The sequence below is a fragment of the Flavobacterium sp. GSP6 genome (assembly GCF_003984855.1).
Taxonomy (GTDB): domain Bacteria; phylum Bacteroidota; class Bacteroidia; order Flavobacteriales; family Flavobacteriaceae; genus Flavobacterium.
In genome coordinates this window covers 159,483-176,499 of sequence record NZ_RYDO01000004.1, presented here as the reverse complement: position 1 = coordinate 176,499, position 17,017 = coordinate 159,483, and the positions used below count along the sequence as shown (strand labels likewise).

The 17,017-nt window shown below is 34.7% G+C and carries 13 protein-coding genes; 8 read left to right on the top strand and 5 right to left on the bottom strand.

Annotation, left to right across the window (positions count from 1 at the left end; all coding sequences use genetic code 11):
• The first annotated feature begins 71 nt into the window (after nt 1-71).
• Nucleotides 72-926: a formyltetrahydrofolate deformylase gene (gene purU / locus EKM03_RS06605; protein ID WP_126740069.1), complete on the top strand. Its 855-nt coding sequence runs from the start codon at nt 72-74 to the stop codon at nt 924-926.
• A 274-nt stretch (nt 927-1,200) separates the two neighbouring features.
• Here the strand turns inward: purU and EKM03_RS06600 are convergent, their stop codons facing one another.
• The 5 genes from EKM03_RS06600 to prfA form a co-directional block, all read right to left on the bottom strand.
• Nucleotides 1,201-1,986, bottom strand: coding sequence for an alpha/beta fold hydrolase (locus tag EKM03_RS06600; protein ID WP_126461574.1), 786 nt, complete (start codon nt 1,984-1,986; stop codon nt 1,201-1,203).
• 250 nt (nt 1,987-2,236) lie between these two features.
• A complete protein-coding gene (locus EKM03_RS06595) occupies nt 2,237-3,049 on the bottom strand; it encodes an ABC transporter substrate-binding protein (protein ID WP_197037203.1) in 813 nt (270 codons plus the stop codon).
• A 201-nt stretch (nt 3,050-3,250) separates the two neighbouring features.
• Nucleotides 3,251-4,078: an orotidine-5'-phosphate decarboxylase gene (gene pyrF / locus EKM03_RS06590; RefSeq protein WP_126740068.1), complete on the bottom strand. Its 828-nt coding sequence runs from the start codon at nt 4,076-4,078 to the stop codon at nt 3,251-3,253.
• Nucleotides 4,079-4,116: 38 nt separating this feature from the next.
• Complete coding sequence (locus EKM03_RS06585; RefSeq protein WP_126740067.1) at nt 4,117-4,476, bottom strand: four helix bundle protein; 360 nt, start codon at nt 4,474-4,476, stop codon at nt 4,117-4,119.
• A 63-nt stretch (nt 4,477-4,539) separates the two neighbouring features.
• Nucleotides 4,540-5,616, bottom strand: coding sequence for a peptide chain release factor 1 (gene prfA, locus EKM03_RS06580; RefSeq protein WP_126460993.1), 1,077 nt, complete (start codon nt 5,614-5,616; stop codon nt 4,540-4,542).
• 459 nt (nt 5,617-6,075) lie between these two features.
• Here prfA and EKM03_RS06575 point away from each other — a divergent pair, with 459 nt between their 5' ends.
• From EKM03_RS06575 to EKM03_RS06545, 7 genes are all read left to right on the top strand, one after another.
• The gene (locus EKM03_RS06575; RefSeq protein ID WP_126740066.1) at nt 6,076-6,840 is read left to right on the top strand and encodes a hypothetical protein; all 765 of its coding nucleotides are present in this window, start codon (nt 6,076-6,078) and stop codon (nt 6,838-6,840) included.
• A 5-nt stretch (nt 6,841-6,845) separates the two neighbouring features.
• Nucleotides 6,846-7,847 (top strand): S1C family serine protease, encoded by a 1,002-nt coding sequence (locus EKM03_RS06570; RefSeq protein ID WP_126740065.1) that lies wholly within the window; start codon nt 6,846-6,848, stop codon nt 7,845-7,847.
• A 1,086-nt stretch (nt 7,848-8,933) separates the two neighbouring features.
• Nucleotides 8,934-11,225: a DNA topoisomerase 3 gene (locus EKM03_RS06565; protein ID WP_126740064.1), complete on the top strand. Its 2,292-nt coding sequence runs from the start codon at nt 8,934-8,936 to the stop codon at nt 11,223-11,225.
• 638 nt (nt 11,226-11,863) lie between these two features.
• On the top strand, nt 11,864-12,343 hold the full coding sequence (locus tag EKM03_RS06560; RefSeq protein WP_126740063.1) for a DUF6265 family protein: 480 nt from the start codon (nt 11,864-11,866) through the stop codon (nt 12,341-12,343).
• Between the two features lie 189 nt (nt 12,344-12,532).
• Nucleotides 12,533-14,680, top strand: coding sequence for a TonB-dependent siderophore receptor (locus EKM03_RS06555; RefSeq protein WP_126740062.1), 2,148 nt, complete (start codon nt 12,533-12,535; stop codon nt 14,678-14,680).
• Between the two features lie 63 nt (nt 14,681-14,743).
• Nucleotides 14,744-15,871: a PepSY domain-containing protein gene (locus EKM03_RS06550; protein ID WP_126568270.1), complete on the top strand. Its 1,128-nt coding sequence runs from the start codon at nt 14,744-14,746 to the stop codon at nt 15,869-15,871.
• 525 nt (nt 15,872-16,396) lie between these two features.
• Entirely contained in the window at nt 16,397-16,945 is a 549-nt protein-coding gene (locus EKM03_RS06545) for a PepSY-associated TM helix domain-containing protein (protein ID WP_126740061.1), read from the top strand.
• Nucleotides 16,946-17,017 lie beyond the last annotated feature (72 nt).

Sequence of the window (17,017 nt, the reverse complement as noted above, 5' to 3'; positions counted from 1 at the left end):
TAAACACAGATACATTTAGTTTTGAAAAACACTAATCATTACTAAAAAACAAAGCTAAAAACAAAATGCTAATGCAAAAAATTACAATCCTAATCCATTGCAAAGATCAAAAAGCAATTATTGCCTCCGTTACAAATTATATTGCCTCCATTGATGGCAATATAATCTACCTGGACCAACACGTTGATGCTAATGAGAATGTGTTTTTCATGCGTTTAGAATGTGAATTCAATACCAAAAATTGGAATATTGAAGCTATTAAAAATGATTTTCAAGCAACGTTGGCTTCACCGTTTAATATGTCCTGGGCAATGTACACCCAAGATGAAAAACCAAAAATGGCATTATTTGTTTCAAAATACGACCATTGTTTGTATGATATTTTAGGACGCCACAGCGCTGGTGAATTGCCACTAGAAATTCCTTTGATAATAAGCAACCATGAGGATTTGAAACCAGTAGCAGACCGTTTTAATATTCCGTTTCATTATGTACCTTTTACCAAAGATACAAAAGCCGAAGGCGAGCAAAAACAACTGGATTTACTGAAGCAGTATACTATTGACTTTATTATTTTGGCTCGCTACATGCAGATTATCACCCCTAAATTGATTGCGCAATACCCGAATCAAATCATCAACATTCATCATTCCTTTCTCCCTGCGTTTCCCGGGGCAAAACCCTATCACTCAGCTTTCATGAGAGGTGTTAAAATCATAGGCGCTACCAGTCATTATGTGACTGAGGAATTGGATGAAGGTCCAATTATCGAGCAGGATATTACCCGAGTTACACACAGTCATTCTATTGAAAATTTCATCATGAAAGGACGTGATCTGGAACGTACGGTTTTGGCAAGAGCCATAAAACTGCATGCCGAGAGAAAAACAATAGTATATGACAATAAAACGATAGTATTTCTATAGACTTATTACCCTTTAAAATCCAGGTCTTAAACAAAAAGATAACTCAAAATTAAAACCTGAGACAGTCCATCGTGTAACTTGCTACCGAGTGAACAAAAAGTATGCATTGAAACAAAGTAAAAAAAAACTTAACGTATGTACAACAAAGTAATAACAAAATCTTAACAGCAAAACGCCTCTGTAAGTGTGATCTTTGCAGAGTAATAAACTGGTTATTTATTATTTTGGTTTTGGTTAGTTAAAGAATTGCCTGCATAAAAAATGCAGGCAATTTTTATTTAGCAGTGTTTATAAAAGAAAGAACAGCATCGTTAAAAACATTAGGCTGTTCCACATTGACTACATGTCCACAGTTTTGTATTACAAACAACGTGGACGATTTGTAATGATTTTCTACCACTTTTTTAACTGATGGTAAAAACATATAATCCTCTTCGCCCATCACATAAAGCGTAGGAATATTTAACTCGACCTGACGGAACCATTTGAGTACCGGATTTATTTCGGCGGTGAGTTTAAACCATTTGATAAATTCTTTTTGGTATAATTTCTTGGCCTCGTTGATAAAAAGCACCCGAGACTGTTTGTGACTTTTTTTTGGCATGATGACAAAGGCAAAAAACTGATATAAAACCAAATAAGGCAGTACATATTTAAACAAATTACCCAATCGCATCAATACTTGAGAACGGAAATTCATTTTCAATATCGCACCGCCAAGGATCATGCTTTGCACGCGTTCCGGATACATTTCAGCCAATTGTCTGATGAGTATGGTTCCCAATGAAATTCCGACAAAATGTGATTTTTCAATTTTGAGATGGTTTAAGACTTCCAGAATATCATTGGCCAAAGCCGAAAAAGTATATTTTTGTTTGAAAGCTGTTTTCAGCGTAGGTTTTGATTCCCCGTGACCGCGTAAATCCAATAATAAAACACTATGCTGTTTCTTAAAATCCCGTATTTGTTTGAACCATATAGACGAACTTCCACCAGCACCGTGAACAAAAGTTACCCATTGGTCGCTGTTTTTATTTTCGTAAATGGTATAATTGATCACGTCTTTTTTTTGTAAAAATAGCACATTAATTTTAAATCCCAATCTTAACAAATAATAATGCTTCTTTTAAGATCGTAAAATGTAAATTTGCATAAAATCATCACCCATGAAAGGATTATTGCAAGAGAAAAGTGAAATAGAAAAGCTTAAAAAAGAGTACCAAAAGTTCTCAGAACTAAATTTCCATATCGAAAATTCTTCTGTTAAATCGATCGTGATAACAGAAAAATTGATTTTAGAAGAATGCGAATTATAATTTTTGATGCATTTTTTTAAAATAGTCAAACGCTTTTAGCAATCGGCTTCCATACCAGGAAAACATTTCACCATCTACAAATACCGTTTTTGCGTGGTGTGTATGCCTTCCTATTTCGAAAGCATCTTCCTCTTTGAAAGGATACGGCTCTGATGAAAGAAAAACCAAATCCGGATCCCCTTCTAAACGCATTTTTTTGAGTTCAATTTCCGGGTAACGTCCAGAAGTCTCGGCATTGCCTGCATATATGTTTTGAAAATGGTTTAGTTTCAGTAATTCATTGATAAAATTATTAGAACCGGCAACCATAAAAGGATTTTTCCAAATGAAATATACTACTTTTTGTTGCGGCTTATCTTTTATAAAGTTTTTAAAATCGCTCAGGGCAAAAGCCAATTTATCGTTCCATTTCTGGGCTTCGGTTCTGCAATTGAAAAGTTGACCAAAGTCTGCAATCATCTGAAAATTATCTTCAATCGTGATGATATTGGTCACCCAAACCGGACAAATTTTACGCAACTCTTCCACAATTTCAGCGGTATTTTCCTCTTTGTTACAAATGACAATATCCGGTTGCAACAATCTGATTTTTTCGTAATGCACTTTTTTGGTACCACCAACTATTTTCTTGGTCGACTTAAAATGATACGGATGCACACAGAATTTTGTAATTCCTATAATTCGGTCTTCCAAACCTAAATCATACAGCAATTCCGTTTGTGAGGGAACCAATGATATAATGCGTTTTGGCGAAGTTTCAAAAGAATGTGTTATTCCGAGTTGATCGATTAAAGTTTTTTGTCTCAAGTTTAATGTTTAATGTTTAGTAAATCTAATCAAAAATTATATTTTTAAACCATTAAGAAATTTAGAAAAATTAAGGCTTAAAAAGTTTAGCGCTAAAATTTTTGATTCAAATCTTAGCGCAAGGGTAATAAAACTTAATTTCTTAATGGTTTAAAATGAAGAATGATTGAATTCAAAATATTTTATAAAAACCCAAAAACGTTAAACGTTAAACTTCAAACGCATAATTTGCTCCATTTCCTGTTGCATTTTCAACGCTTCGGTTCTTGCTTTATCGGCAAAATCAGTTCCGTTTGAAACATAAATAATCGCTCTGGAAGAATTGATTAGTAATCCAACATTCGCATTCATTCCGTATTTACAAACTTCAGCCAGACTTCCGCCTTGTGCTCCTACTCCGGGAACAAGCAAGAAACTGTCAGGAACAATTTTGCGAATTTCAGTGAAATATTCGGCTTTTGTTGCACCTACAACATACATCAGGTTTTCGCTGTTTTTCCAGTTTTTAGATATTTCCAAAACTTGTTTGTACAATTCTTTTCCGTTTACGTTTAAAGTCTGAAAATCAAAAGCACCTTCGTTAGAAGTCAAAGCCAACATAATGGTATGTTTATTTTTGAAAGCCAGAAAAGGCTCCACTGAATCTTTTCCCATATAAGGAGCAACGGTAATACTGTCAAAATTCAAATCTTCAAAAAAAGCTTTGGCATACATGGCAGACGTATTACCAATATCACCACGTTTGGCATCGGCAATAGTAAAAATATCCGGATACGTTGAGTTGATGTAATCGATTGTTTTTTGTAGAGACGTCCATCCTTTCAAACCATACGCTTCATAAAAAGCAACATTTGGTTTATAAGCCACAGCCAAATCATGCGTTGCATCGATTATCGCTTTATTGAATTCGAAAATGGGATCTTCCAATTCTAATAGATGCTGTGGAATTTTAGTCAAATCGACATCGAGTCCTACTGCTAGGAATGATTTCTTGCTTCTGATTTGGTCAATAAGTTGTTGTGTAGTCATTTTTTAGGTGGTGGGTTCTTAGATGTTGGGTGTTGGTTTTAAACCTTGGAATCAACATACTTTTTTAAGGATTGAATTCTTTTTTGAATTATGTTAAGCTCGGAAATAATTTCTAAGTGTAAAAACACATCCACAAAACCTATCTCTTTAGCTATTTCAATTTGAGTCTCTAATTCAAAGGCCGAACCTAAACTTATCTGTAAAAATCTAGAAAAATCCTTTTGAGAAGTTCTGGAACAACCTTCCGCTATGTTCGAAGGAATTGAAACTGCACATCTATTGATTTGAGAAACCAGTCCAAATTTTTCTTCTTTGGGAAACGAACCAGTAATAATATAATTTTTTTTAACAAGTAAAACAGAACTTTGCCAAACTTCTAAATCCCTAAAGTTTCTCATATATTTTAGTTTTACAAAAACCTATAACCTACTAAGACCTAAAACCCGGCGCCCAAAACCTATTTAAAAAACCTCGCTGGCTTCTTTCAGTTTTTCCATGTTGTTGACTAACGCCAACTCATCTACAATTTTCTGAATATCACCATTCATGATATTTCCCAAATCGTACAACGTCAAACCTACACGGTGATCCGTTACACGGCCTTGTGCATAATTATAGGTACGAATTTTTGCAGAACGGTCACCAGAACTTACCTGAGACGTACGCGTTGTAGCATCTTCCGCTTGTTTTTTGGCTAATTCCTGTTCGTACAAACGGGAACGCAAAACGCCAAAAGCTTTATCTTTATTCTTGTGTTGTGATTTCTGATCCTGACATTGTGCCACCAATCCAGTTGGAATGTGTGTCAAACGAACCGCTGATTTAGTTGTATTTACCGATTGTCCACCAGGTCCTGACGAACAGAAGAAATCCACACGCACATCATTCATATCAATTTGCACATCAAATTCCTCTGCTTCCGGCAATACCATAACAGTCGCCGCTGATGTGTGAACACGTCCTTGTGTTTCCGTTTGCGGTACCCGTTGTACACGGTGAACACCCGCTTCAAACTTCAAGGTTCCGTAAACATCCTCACCGGTAACTTCAAAAATCACCTCTTTGAAACCACCCGAAGTTCCCTCATTCATATCGACCACCGAAGTTCTCCAACCTCTGTTCTCACAATATTTCGTGTACATACGGAACAAATCCCCGGCAAAAATACTCGCTTCATCCCCACCCGTTCCGGCACGAATCTCCACCATAACATTTTTAGCATCTTCGGGATCTTTAGGAATCAACATAAATTTGATTTCATCCTCCAGTTCCGGCAATCTTTCCTTAGCTTCGTCCAGTTGCATTTTGGCCATTTCGGTCATATCCGCATCACTGTTATCGGCAATTATTTCGTTTGCTTCGTCGATGTTTGCCATCAAAACAACATATTCATCGCGTTTTTCAGCCAAAGCTTTTAAACTTTTGTACTCTTGATTCAATTGCACATAACGCTTCTGATCCATAATAACATCCGGCTGAATAATCAAATCCGAAATCTCATCGAAACGTTGTTTTACTATTTGAAGTCTATCTAACATTTTCTTAGTCCTTTATTTAGGGTGCAAATTTAGTGAAATATTTCACATTATTCAGTGAAAAGATTTCACATTTTGGATTGCAGATTTCACATTTTTTTCGAGGAGCTGATTCCTGCTGTCATTCCAATCTTTATTGATAAAACTTGCTCCGCGTTTTATCAATAAAGGATTTTCCCTTCCATCAGGGCTAAGGTGTTTGTGTTAAAATAACTGCGTTTACGGTTTCCCGTAAAATCCCTGAACCAAAAGGAGTTAGTTTTTAAAATGATATAAAATTGAATTCATTTTTATCAGTATTTTCGTTAGAAAGTTATATATTTGAAAATAAAAAATGTGGGACAGAACTTCGTATATACATACCAATTTGGTTAGATTAGCAAAAAAAACTTCGCCTACAAATGAGTTATGTGCCATTTTACACGAAAACCGCAGAAAATATGAAACCATAAAATTGAATTTATGCCAATTGAAAAACCAACTGAACAAACTGCACCTGTTTTCTTTCCAGAGGAGAATTACAAGATTGTAAAATATTTGGATTTAGCAAAATTCATCTCTTTAATACATTCAAAATCTCTCTTTTTTTGTCGTTTGGATAAATTTGAAGGTTCTTCTCCAAAACTTAATCTAGAATATAACGAATATTGGTATAGACAACTTTATGAACAAAAACATATAAAATCTTCTAATATTGATGAATCCGTTGCAAAAAATTTATTGATTAGAAAAAATACGGAAGAGAAATTTAAAAGCTTAAATTGTGTTTGTTGTTGGAATAAATATAATTCGGAATCTTATGCTTTATGTAAAATTTATTCTGAAATTAATAAAGGAATTATGATAACTTCAAATATTGAAAATTTAATTAAATCTTTTGAAGCAACGCCTGAAAACATTCAATTAAGTGAAGTTAGATATATAAATCACGAAACTGACTTAATTGGAAGAGGAAATTTAAACTATCCAATTATTCATAAAAACATTGCTTATAATTATGAAGATGAATTGAGATTAATTCATTTAGTAAAAGTAGAAAATGGTCTTGTATATGATTGGGATTCCGAAATTAATAGTTCAGGAAAGCAATTAAATAATAATTTAGAAATATTGATTGACGAAATAATTTTAAGCCCTTATTCCCCAAAATGGTTTTGTGATATAATTCAAGACTTAACTATAAAATACAACCTAAATAAAAAGATAAAATACTCTGTTCTAAAATAAACACGATGAAAAAAAATTTATTAATTCTTATAGTTTTATTCTGCACTTCATTTGCTTTTGGTCAATCTGCTACTGAAATAGCAAAAAATGCAATCCAATCAACAGTTTCAATAGTTGCATTAGATAATACTTCACAACCATTAGGATTTGGTTCAGGTTTCATTATTGAAGACGAATTAATAGCAACTAATGTACACGTTATTGAAGGAAGTTCTTCAGCTTATGTTTTGGTTAATGGTCAAGAAAAAAAATATAAAATAGATGGATATTTATCAATTGATAAAGCAAATGATTTAGTGATTTTAAAAGTTTCAGGGTTAAAACAAAAAAGTATGACACTAAATCAAGGAAATATTCCTGAAATTGGAGAGAAAATATATGCAATAGGAAATCCAAAAGGATTTAATGGAACTTTTTCTGAAGGCATAATTAGCGGAATTCGAAATTTTGATAAAAATCAAGTTTTACAAATTACTGCTCCAATATCGCCAGGTAGTAGTGGTGGTCCTGTTTTAAATCTAAAAGGCGAAGTTGTTGGAGTTGCATTCGCAACTTACAGTGAAGGGCAAAATTTAAATTTTGCAATCCCAGTTGAATATTTGTTAGCATTAAAGAACAATTTAGGAATTTTAACTCCTGTATCAACTGTAAAAAAACCAATAAAGTCTACAAAAACAAATGCCGTAAAGCCTAATATTAAAGAAGGTGTAATAATAAGAAACCTTGAGTGGGGATGTTGGGCCTCATATAGTTTTAATTTTTCAATAAAAAATAATCTTCCTGTATCTGTAAGTCACATAAAAGTATTGATTTTGGTTTATGATACTACTGGAGTTATTGTAAATTACTATGAGAACACTTATTTTAGTGGTAGCAGAGAAGATATTGTGATTAAGCCATTTCTGGCTAAAACGATAGGATGTATTAATACACTTTTTGAGGATGGCTTCAAAAAAGGCTATGTACTTAAAGCTAGAATATTAGATTTTAAAATAATAGAAGAATAAAAACGGCACATAACAGCTAGGGATTCGTTGCGTGCGCAGCACGAACAATGAAACCCCGATCGCTCAGATACCCGATCGCTCGGATATCCCCCGATCGCTCAGATATCCACAATCGTTAGCGCAGAATTGCATTCTGTGCCCACAAACGAGGGCAGGAAAAAACAAGTCAGAAAGCTATGTCAGTAAAACGATATTAGCTTTTTTTTAATGTTTAACACCCGATCGCTCGGATATCCACAATCGTTAGCGCAGTTTTGCAAACTGTGCCCAGAACGATGAGCAAATAAAATAATAGACTAACTAGATGCGATTGCTTCGTTCCTCGCAATGACTTAACCCTCCCCGTTCATAATTCCACAAAATTTCTTCTTAATACCAACTTCTAAATTCTTAATTTGCGGACCCGATTGCTCATATATCCACAGTCGTTAGCGCAGAATTGCATTCTGTGCCCACAAACGAGGACAGGTAAAACAAGTCAAAAGAGCTAATCCATAAAACGATATTAGCTTTTTTTTTTAATTTTTAAAGCTGATTTAGAAGTAATTTTGTAAATTAGTTTGGGTGTCAATTGGAGTGGGCACAGAATGCAATTCTGCGCTAACAGTAAATGAGAATATATGAAGTAATCTACGGCATTTTTTCTTTCGTTATTATGAAAATGAGACGTAATCAATAGCCCTGATGGAAGCGGCATCCCACGCTTTTTAGCGTGGATACAGCGGACAGCAGGAAGATGGGTTCTTGAAAAAACGCCATTCGTACTGCTCCTAATAAACAGCACGTCCTAACCGTTCATAACTCCACAAAATTTCTTTTTAATACCAATTTGTAAATTCCTAATTTGCACCCTCAAAATAAGTAGCAAAAATGAAGGTCTGTATTACCGATCGCTCGAATATCCACAATCGTTAGCGCAGAATTGTATTCTGTGCCCATAACGATAAGCAAATAAATAATAGACCAACTGAATGGGATTGCTTCGTTCCTCGCAATGAATCACATACCAGTTCATAACTCCATAAAATTTATTTTTAATACCAATTTCTAAATTCCTACTTTGCACCCTTAAATCAGTAGGAAAAAATGAAGGTCTGTATTGCCGAAAAACCAAGTGTCGCCCGCGAAATCGCATCCGTTTTGGGAGCTAATACCAAGCATGACGGATATTATGAAGGCAATGGTTATCAGGTCACCTACACTTTTGGGCATTTATGTACCTTAAAAGAACCGAACGATTACAAGCCCCATTGGAAAAGTTGGGATTTGAACAATCTGCCCATGCTTCCCGACAAATTCGAAACCAAAGTGGTCGAGAATTCGGGGATCCAAAAGCAATTCCGAATCATAAAAAGCCTTTTCGACAAAGCCGAGTTGGTCATTAACTGCGGGGATGCCGGGCAAGAGGGTGAACTTATTCAGCGTTGGGTGATGAACGAAGCCAATTATAAAGGCGAGGTGCAACGCTTGTGGATTTCTTCCCTAACCACCGAAGCCATCAAAGAGGGTTTCCAGAACTTGAAACCATCTGCCTACTATGATAATTTATACTATGCAGGATTTTCCAGAGCCATTGGCGACTGGTTACTGGGCATGAATGCCACGCGTTTGTACACCGTAAAACATGGCGGATACAAACAAGTTTTGTCTATTGGCAGGGTACAAACCCCAACATTGGCAATGGTTGTGGACCGATTCAAGGAAATCGAGAATTTCAAACCGCAACCGTATTGGGAGTTGCAAACTTTATACAGAGAAACGCTTTTCAGCTATGAAGAAGGACGCTTTTTGAAAAAAGAAGATGGCGAACTCTTGGCCAATAAAGTCAAGGAAAGTGAGTTTGAAATAGTTTCTGTCGAAAAAAAGAATGGCAATGAGTTTGCACCTAAACTATTTGATTTAACAGGATTACAGGTGTATTGCAATACCAAATTTGGTTTTACGGCAGATGAAACACTCAAAATTGTCCAAACTTTGTACGAACAAAAAGTAGTTACGTATCCCAGAGTTGATACGACGTTTTTGCCCAATGATATCTATCCAAAAGTGGCTGGGATTCTGAAAAACTTGACGAATTATGCTGCATTGACGCAACCGCTTTTGGAAAAAAAGATAAAAAAATCGACCAAAGTTTTCAACGATAAAAAAGTTACGGATCACCATGCGATTATTCCAACGGGGATTCAATCCAACTTGCAATACAATCAGCAGCAAGTATATGACATAATTACCAAGCGATTTATAGCCGTGTTTTATGACGATTGTTTGGTTGCCAATACCATCGTTATTGGGAAAGCAGCAGATGTAGCCTTCAAAACGACAGGAAAAGAAATCCTTAAAAAGGGATTTCGCGTAGTCTTTGAAGATCCAAACGCCAAAGAAAAAGAAGCCGATATTTTACCGAGTTTTGTTGTAGGTGAAAAAGGGCCACATGAACCCTCGTTTTTAGAAAAGGAAACCAAACCACCGAATCAGTTCACCGAAGCTACTTTATTGCGCGCCATGGAAACCGCAGGCAAGCAAGTGGATGATGAAGATTTACGCGAATTGATGAAAGAAAACGGTATTGGGCGTCCCTCCACGCGAGCCAATATTATTGAAACGCTGTTTAAACGCCAATACATCATTAGGAACAAAAAACAGGTATTGCCAACACCTACGGGAATTCAGCTTATTGACACCATTCAAAATGATTTGGTGAAATCAGCTGAACTCACCGGCTCTTGGGAAAAGCAGTTGAAAGATATTGAAAAAGGAACTTTTACCGCTGCTGCGTTTATTAAGAACATGAAAAACATGGTAGAAGCTTTGGTCTATGAAGTGCGAAGTGAAACCAGACGTGCCAATATCTCGCATGCGGGAAGCATTCAAAAAGAAGTTGTTAAAGTCGAGAAAAAGAAAGCCGCAGGGATTTTGGCGGAAGCCTGTCCAAAATGCAGAAAAGGAACACTTATCAAAGGAAAATCTTCATTTGGATGTACCAATTATAAAGCAGGTTGCACGTTCCTATTGCCTTACACTTTTGCAGAAAAAAAAATATCCGAGAACCAATACTTGCGATTACTACAAAAAGGATCTACTGTAAACTTGAAAGATTTTAAAACTGATATCGGCACTGTGGAAGGTTTGCTTCGTTTTGACGAAAATTTCCAACTTCAATTAGAAGCCAAGAAAGCTTTAAAAAAAGTCATTCCGGACGAATTAGCCTGTCCGAAATGCAAGAAAGGAACGGTGCTAAAAGGAAAAATGGCTTATGGTTGCAGCGATTATAAATCAGGCTGTGATTTCAAAGTGCCTTTTGATGTGGTCAGAGCAAAACTGAAAGATCAAAAACCAACTAAAGAATTGGTTTATATTATTTTGAATGAAAGTGATTAAATTTTGTTTTAACCATATAAGTAGCAAGAAAGATATATTGTCGCAATTATTAAAAAGAGTTTTTGCCACAGATTGTAAGGATTAAAAAGATTTTTAAAATTACATAACGAATTAATCTGTGCTAATCTGTGGAAAAGAAATTTAGTGCTTTATTAAAATACGACATTAAATTTTAGTCATTACTTAAGTTATATAAGAAAACCCGTTGGGTGCAATTATTCAAAACGTCAGTTCGAGTGTTTTTTGTGTAGTAAAATGGAACAAACTTCTCGATACGCTTCGCACTCGAAGTGACGTGTATCGAGAACCGTTTTTAATACTAATTTTCTAGTTCTCGATATAATCCCGCCCAAAAGCGGGATCACTCGAACTGACGAAAATTATCATCAAAAATTAATTGCACCCAACGGGTTAAGAAAGTTAGTTTATTTGTCACATTGGCTGAAGAGAACGTAAGTTAAAACATTCTTTATGAACTATGCGACTTTCCTTAAATGAACTGTTTTGTCCTTTATTCTATTCAAATTAAAAACTTATATGACTTATATGGTGAACCTGTGATTCCAAAACTAAAAAAGCGACGTTATTCTATTTTTTCTTAATTTAGCAGTTCAAAATAAAACCAAATATTTACACCAATGTTTCAAAAAACAACTCTTATATTACTTTTGTTAACCATTTTTTCCTGCAAAGAATCGGATGCAAATGAATTAGAAAAAATGAAAGCCGCCAATTGGATTTTAGGAAATTGGGAAAATAAGTCCGTTGATGGAAATCTTTCTGAAACTTGGAAAAAAGTAAACGACAGTACTTTTGAAGCGCAATCCTATTTTATCAAAGAAAAAGACACTTTGCATTTTGAATCTATTATTTTGCAACAAAAAGGAGAAGAATTAACGTATTCAACTATGGTAAAAGGACAAAACGAGGATAAAGCAGTCGCATTCAAGTTGACAACGACAACTGAGAAACAACTGGTTTTTGAAAACCCGAAACATGATTATCCTCAAAAAATTATTTATAGTGAAATCAATCCAGACAGTATGGTAACAAAAATTTCAGGAATCCAGCAAGGAAAACCCAGTTCCGAACAATATTCAATGAAAAAAATCAACTAAAATTTTAACATTTTAGTTCCAATCAAAACCTTGCTCGAAATAAGCAAGGTTTTTTTATGCCGTTAAAAAACTGTTTTACAGTGGAATAAGAATTAATCTTTAAATATTATCTATAATTAGTCTAAATAAGTTTTGTTAAGAGCAAAAGCACTCTTATATTTGCAACTTATTTTTAATTAATCTAAATAAATGAAAAAGATACCTGCCTTTTACCTGTTCGTTTTGCTTTTTGGAATAACGGTTACTGCTCAAGAAAAGAAAGAGCAAGAAAAAGATACCTTAAAAACATTGAAAGAAGTGATTATAAACACCAACAAATACAGGTATAAAAGAGAAAAAAGCACCACCGTCTCTAAAATGCCTTTGAATAATATTGAAAATCCACAGGTGTACAACACCGTTACCAGCGAGTTAATGAAAGAACAAGTGGTTACTAACTTTAGTGATGCGCTAAAAAATGCAACTGGAATCACGCGTCTTTGGGAATCAACCGGGCGTGGCGGCGATGGCGCTGAATATTTTTCCATGAGAGGTTTTTCAGTTCAGCCAACAATGATCAACGGGCTTCCCGGAATCAACAATGGAAGTATTGATCCGGCCAACGTGGACAATATTGAAGTGATCAAAGGACCTTCAGGAACATTATTTGGCAGTAGTTTGATTTCATATGGAGGTTTAATAAATATTGTAACTAAAAAACCTTATTCAAGATTTGGCGGAGAAATCAGTTATAATGCCGGATCGTATGGTATGGATCGTCTTACTGCAGATGTAAATATCCCACTAAACACAGATGTTTCCGTACGAATCAATACAGCCTACCAAAAAGAAAATTCGTTTCAGGATGCCGGTTTTGGCAAATCCTTTTTCTTTGCGCCTTCCTTGAGTTATAAAGTTAGTGATAAACTTTCGTTCTTGATCAATACTGAATTTACAAACCGAAATTCATCAAATGCCCCGATGCTTTTCTTGAACAGAAATTCCGCTCTATCATTTGATTCGATGGAATTATTCGAAAAAAACTATAATAAATCATTCACTTCAAACGAGCTGTCCATCAGCAATCCTACTTATAATTTACAGGCTCAAATGTTTTATAAAATATCGGATCAGTGGACTTCACAAACGGTATTATCCAGAAGCAACAGTAAAACAAATGGGTATTATTCCTATTTATTTGATGCATCAAACGGAAATGATTTTACACGATTCATTTCTAAAAGAAACGGAGAAACTTTAGCAACGGATATTCAACAAAATTTTATTGGAGACTTTAAAATTGGAAACTTAAGAAACCGATTGGTTGCTGGTGTCGATTATTATAAATCAAATATTATAAACGGGAGTACCGGTTGGGTTGGAAACGGAATTGTCTCCTTAATCGATGGATCAGATACCGGAGATTTGACCCAAGCGGGAGTTGATAATCTTTTAGTAGATTCGTTTGACGGAAATTCAACTGCTGAAGTTGAGGTTATTAGTGCGTACGCCTCAGATGTGTTGAATGTTACCGATAAATTATCTGCAATGATCAGTTTGCGCGTCGATCATTTCAAATCGAAAACAGCGACCGAAGAAAACAGCCAAGCAGCCGTTTCTCCAAAATTCGGTCTGGTTTATATGTTGATTAAAGATAAAGTTTCGGTTTTTTCAAATTATATGAATGGCTTTGTAAATGTAACGCCACGAGAAGTTTCTGAAGTGGATGGTTCTAATCCAAGAATGGAATCTTTTGATCCGGAGCAAGCTAATCAATATGAATTTGGATTAAAAACAAACTTATACAAAGACATCATTTCGGCATCGATTAGCTACTACAACATTGATGTAAAAAACCGATTAATGACGGATCCAAACAATATTAACAACGCAATTCAGGGAGGTGAAGTCAACAGTAAAGGAGTTGAAATCAGTTTTACAGCAAACCCAATGAAAGGATTTAATGTGATTGCTGGATTCAGTAATAACAAAAGTGAAGTTACAAAAGACAATCCCGGTGATGGATATTTAGGATTAAGACCTGAAGAAGCCGGACCAGAAACGCTAGTAAATTTTTGGGCAAATTACACGTTGACTTCCGGGAAATTAAAAGGATTCGGTCTAGGATTTGGCGGAAACCACGCCAGTGAATATAAAACGTTGAACAGATCGAATATCGGAACGTTTGCCTTACCAAGTTATACCATATTAAATTCGGCTTTGTCGTATTCGAATGATAAATTCAATTTAGCTTTAAAATTAAATAACATATTAAACGAAAAATATTATTCAGGCTGGTCTACTGTAACTCCACAGCGATTAAGAAGTGTAACTGCCGGTTTGACATATAAATTTTAAGATTCCTAATTCGTTTTGTCTAACTAAACTCCTCATTTCCTGGAGGAGTTTAATCCATTTATAATGAAAAATAACACCTTAAAAAAAGCAATCCTAAAAATCCATCTTTGGCTTGGCTTATCCTCAGGCATACTTGTTTTCATAATTGCCATCACGGGAAGTTTGTATGCCTTTCAGGAAGAAATACAAGATTACACCGATGAGTACAGGTTTGTTTCAAAACAGGAAAAACCATTTCTATTACCTACGCAATTGGAAGAAATTGCCCGAAAAGAAATTCCGAACAAAGTGTTACATGCCATAAAATACAATGGTTCTGTCAAATCAGCGGAAGCTATATTTTTCCATTACGAACCTTCCTATCATTATATTGTGTACCTCAATCCGTATACAGGTGAAGTCCTTGAAAAAACCAATATGGAAGATGGGTTTTTTAACTTTATTCTTGACGGTCATTTTTATCTTTGGCTGCCTCATGAAATTGGACAAACCGTTACAGCATCGGCAACTTTAGTGTTTTTGATTCTGCTGATTACTGGAATGATTCTTTGGTATCCAAAAAATAAAAATGCTGCCAAACAACGGTTTTGGTTTAAATGGAAAAAAGGATTAAAATGGAAACGTAAAAACTATGACTTGCATAATATTACTGGCTTATACGTGCTAATAATAGCCGTTATTTTTGCAATTACGGGTTTAGTTTGGGGTTTCCAATGGTTTGCTTATTCTTATTATACGGTTCTTGGTGGAGAAAAATCATTGGTTTATGAAGATCCTATTTCGACTATAAAAACAAAAAAAGTAGATAAACCGCTGGATCAAATTTGGACTTTAATGCAAAAAGAATATCCAAAAGCAAAATCTATAGAAGTGCATCCACCGGAAAGTGCCAGTTCTTCTATTGCTGCAAATGCAAATCCTGAGGAAGGCACCTATTGGAAAATAGACTACCGTTATTTTGACCAATACAACCTAGAAGAACAAAAAGTAGATCACCTTTACGGAAGGTATAAAGAAGCTAAAATTGCCGACAAACTGCTGCTCTTGAATTACGACATTCATACGGGTGCCGTTTTTGGAATAGCCGGAAAAATATTTGCCTTTTTAATCAGTTTACTTATTGCGAGTCTTCCTATAACCGGATGCTATATTTGGTGGGGAAGAAACCGAAAATCAAATGTTAAAATTTAACATTTCACGCTAAAATTAAAAATCCTTGTCTAAAAGCAAGGATTTTTTATTTAAAAAACTGTATTACAATACATTAAAAAACATTTAAATTATTATCCATATTTAATCTAAATAAGTTTTGTTAAATCAAATTCAGATTCTATATTTGCATCGTTATTTTTAATAATTCCAAATAAAGATTTATGAGAAACTTTTTAATACCCACTTTAACCTTATTTTTCAGCATAAGTGGCTTTGCACAAGAAACTGCACACATAATTGAAAATTTCTAAATCTTTTGGCACAAGCGGCAGTCTTGTAGTAGAGGATATTTTAGCAAGAACAACATAACATACAGCCAATTTGAGTTTTTTTTTGCAGATTGTCAAATATTACAAATGTTTTGAATTATACCGTACATGAAAATTACAGTGTAAACCCAACAGCACCTCGTCAAGTGATGACCAGCTTAAAATATAAATTCTAATTAAACCTTTTACCAAATAAAAAGTCTGATTCATAATTCAAAACCTAAAATTCAAACCCATGATGAAAATAAAAGCAAGAAATTTACACCGTGATTTAGGGTATTTCTATATCGGATTAATTGTTTCTTTTGCCATCTCAGGACTTATGATGAACCACAGAGAATACTGGCATCCGGAAAAATACACTACCGAAACCAAGGCTATCCAAGTAAAAGTTTTTGCTGAAAATGAAATTAATGAAAAATTTGCTGAAGATTTAGGCAAACAATTGGGCATCGATGATAAAATGAGACGTCAAATGGTAAAAAAAGGAACCTTTAAAATTTCTTTTGAAAAGCACGATGTCGAAATTGACCTGAAAACTGGAAAAGGTGAGATTGTTTCCTTCTCTAAAACGCCAATTATCAGCCAAACGATGAAATTGCATAAAAACACCTCTAATTTTTGGATTTATTATTCTGATATTTTTGCGATCTGCTTAATCATTATTGCCTTAACAGGAACGGTTATGATTAAAGCCGGAAAATTCAGTTGGAAAAACAGGGGTTGGAAACTGGCCGTTGCCGGAATTATATTTCCGTTATTATTCTTGTTTTTATTTGGCTAAATTTCTGCTTCAATCCTGCTAAACTAAGTTGACAAAAAAAAAAAACCGACCCATATTGAAAATGGGTCGGGT